Consider the following 2,922-nt stretch of genomic DNA (forward strand, 5'->3'; position numbering starts at 1 on the left):
CCAGGACGACGGCGCCGACCGGGACGTCGCCGGGCCGCGGCCGCCCGTGCTCGGCGAGCGCGAGCGCCCGCCGCATCGCGTCGGCGCCGTTCCACCCGACGGATCGCGTTGAGCTCGTCGCCGAAGCCCAGCCGCTCGGCGATCTCCAGCAGGATCTCGTCGGGGTAGGCGTCCGGGTCGCACAGCACGTCCAGCTCGCTGCCGGACAGGCCCAGGTCACTGAGGATGTCCAGGTCGCCGGCCGGGTCGGCGTCCGCGTCGGGCGCCGGGTCGGCCAGGTCGAGCTGGTCGGCGACGTCGGCGGCCAGGTCGTAGTCGGGCACGACCGTCACGTCCGAGATCATGTAGCGCGCGTACGGGCCCGAGACGCGGACGAGGACGAAGAACTCCTCGTCGACCGCCACCATGCCCAGCACCCCCACGTCCGAGGGGAAGCGACGCAGCGCCTCGACCAGCTCACCGACGTCCTGGGTGACCGCCGTCTTGAGCTCGGCGACCTGCCACACGCCCTGGTCGCGGTACGCGGCGACCGCGAAGTCGACGTCGTCGTCGGCCATGTCCCACCCTCTCCTGGTGCTCCTGCGACGAGGATGTCAGAGTGCGCACCGCGCCGCCAGGGCCGCCGCGAGGCGCGCGGGCCGATACGGTGGGCGCATGCACGTCCACGTCGCCGACCACCCGTTGATCTCGCACAAGCTCACCGTCCTGCGTGACCGCGAGACCGACTCCCCCACCTTCCGCCGGCTCGCCGAGGAGCTGGTGACCCTGCTGGCGTACGAGGCGACCCGCGACGTGCGCGTCGAGCCGGTCGACGTGCAGACGCCGGTCGCCACGGCGACGGGCGTGCGGCTGACGTCGCCGCGTCCGCTCGTGGTGCCGATCCTGCGCGCCGGCCTGGGCATGCTCGAGGGCATGCAGCGGCTGCTGCCCACGGCCGAGGTCGGCTTCCTGGGCATGATCCGCAACGAGGAGACGCTCGAGGCCGACACCTACGCCGAGCGCCTGCCCGACGACCTGGCCGGACGCCAGTGCTACGTGCTCGACCCGATGCTGGCCACCGGCGGCACGCTCGCGGCGGCCATCGACTTCCTGGTGCAGCGCGGCGCCGACCACATCACGGCGGTCTGCCTGCTCGCCGCTCCCGAGGGCGTCGCCCGGGTCGAGCGCGACCTGGCCGACATCGGCGTGCCGGTCACGCTCGTCACCGCCGGGCTGGACGAGCGTCTGGACGAGAACGGCTACATCGTGCCCGGGCTCGGCGACGCGGGCGACCGGCTCTACGGCGTCGTCTGAGGCACCCCTCGCGCTCCCTCACCCGCCCGTTGCGGGCCGCGTCCCGTCAGCGTGACGTTCGGGGGCGAGGTGGCGGCCGAACACCCCTCGGACGTCACGCTCGACGGGGACGCCGGACGCACTCGCGGCGCGGCTCAGCCGAAGACGTCGGTGTTGAAGATGACCCAGAAGATCACGACGATCGCGACGGCGCCGATCAGCAGGCCGAGGCCGCGGCCCCACACCTCGTCGTCGCCCTCGGGGCGGTCGTACTGGTCCTTGTCCATCGGGACTCCCTGGTCTCGCCGGCTCCCTCCCGCGCGGCCAGCCTAGGCCAGAGCACCGTCACCCGCAGGTGGCGTGTGCCACGCCGCCCGCGAGCGTCCCGCCACCGCCGTGCGGGCCTTGGCCGGCCGCGCCAGAGTGTGGGGGTGAGCGACGAGGCCCTGGACAGGGGCATCCCGTGCAGGACCGACGTCCCCGACCCCCGGCGCTGGCGCATCCTCGCGGTCACCCTCGTGGTCGGCTTCATGTCGCTGCTGGACGTGACGATCGTGAACGTCGCGATCCCGTCCATCCAGGAGGGCCTGGACTCGTCGGCGTCCACCGTGCAGTGGGTCGTGTCGGGCTACGCCCTCGCCTTCGGCCTCACGCTCGTGGCCGGCGGCCGCCTCGGGGACGCCTACGGACGCCGCCGGCTCATGATCGGCGGGCTCGTCGGCTTCGTGGTCTCGAGCGCCGCCGTCGGGCTGGCCCCCACGGCGGAGCTGGTCATCGTCGCCCGCCTGGTGCAGGGCGCCGCGGCCGGGCTGCTGACGCCGCAGAGCTCGGGGCTCATCCAGGAGCTGTTCTCCGGCTCCGAGCGCGGGCGGGCGTTCGGGTACTTCGGGCTCACCGTCTCCATCGCCTCCGCCGCCGGGCCCCTGCTGGGCGGGCTCATCATCGCCGCGGCCGGCACCGACCTGGGCTGGCGGCTGCTCTTCCTCATCAACGTGCCGGTCGGGCTGGTCGCGATGATCGGCATCGTGCGGCTCGTCCCCGGCCAGGACGACCACGCCGCGCGCGACCGCATCGACGTCGTGGGCGCCGTGCTGCTCGGCCTGAGCGTGCTGTGCCTGCTGTACCCGCTGGTCAGCATCGAGGCCGGCGAGCGGTTGCCGCTCGTGCTGCTGCCCGGCGTGCCCGTGTTCGCCCTGCTGTTCGCCCGGTGGGAGCGCCGGCTCGTCGCCCGGGGCGAGTCCCCGCTGCTCGACCTCACCCTGCTGCGCCGCCTGCCCGGCTACAGCAGCGGGATGCTCATCGGCACGCTGTACTTCACCGGCTTCACCGGCGTCTTCCTCATCGCGTCGGTCTGGCTGCAGGACTCGCGCGACGTCACCGCCGTGCACGCCGGCCTGCTGCTGACCCCGTTCGCGCTCGGCTCGGCCATCTCGTCCCCGCTCGCCGGCCGGTTCGTCACCCGCGTCGGACGTCCGCTGACGGTGGTGGCCATCGCCACGATGATGGCCGCCGTCGCCGTCGCCGCCGTGGTGGCGCCGGGCCGCGACACCGCGCAGCTGGCATGGGCGCTGGCCCCGTTCCTGTTCCTGGCCGGCCTCGGCGGTGGCGCCGTGGTGTCGCCGAACATCACCCCTCACGCTGAGCGAGGTG

The 2,922-nt window shown here is 73.8% G+C and carries 4 protein-coding genes; 2 read left to right on the top strand and 2 right to left on the bottom strand.

Annotation, left to right across the window (positions count from 1 at the left end; all coding sequences use genetic code 11):
- The coding region (locus tag AC2W7G_RS12780) for a tRNA adenosine deaminase-associated protein (protein ID WP_485868775.1) at positions 1-557 on the bottom strand (557 nt) is incomplete at its 3' end.
- A gap of 97 nt (positions 558-654) precedes the next feature.
- On the opposite strand from AC2W7G_RS12780, the gene upp reads away from it, so the two are divergent.
- Positions 655-1,293: a uracil phosphoribosyltransferase gene (upp, locus tag AC2W7G_RS12785; RefSeq protein ID WP_485868776.1), complete on the top strand. Its 639-nt coding sequence runs from the start codon at positions 655-657 to the stop codon at positions 1,291-1,293.
- A gap of 134 nt (positions 1,294-1,427) precedes the next feature.
- Here the strand turns inward: upp and AC2W7G_RS12790 are convergent, their stop codons facing one another.
- Positions 1,428-1,559, bottom strand: coding sequence for a hypothetical protein (locus AC2W7G_RS12790; protein ID WP_485868777.1), 132 nt, complete (start codon positions 1,557-1,559; stop codon positions 1,428-1,430).
- 144 nt (positions 1,560-1,703) lie between these two features.
- Between AC2W7G_RS12790 and AC2W7G_RS12795 the strand changes: the two genes are divergently transcribed.
- Positions 1,704-2,922, top strand: a 1,219-nt coding sequence (locus tag AC2W7G_RS12795) for an MFS transporter (protein WP_485868778.1), incomplete at its 3' end; no start/stop codon positions are given.

The organism is Aeromicrobium sp. PFPM2_SD2, from assembly GCF_057364525.1.

Excerpts from the sequence above, each read along its gene's own strand:
- AC2W7G_RS12790 (WP_485868777.1), bottom strand. The coding sequence starts at position 1,559 with ATGGACAAGGACCAGTACGACCGCCCCGAGGGCGACGACGAGGTGTGG.
- upp (WP_485868776.1), top strand. The coding sequence starts at position 655 with ATGCACGTCCACGTCGCCGACCACCCGTTGATCTCGCACAAGCTCACC.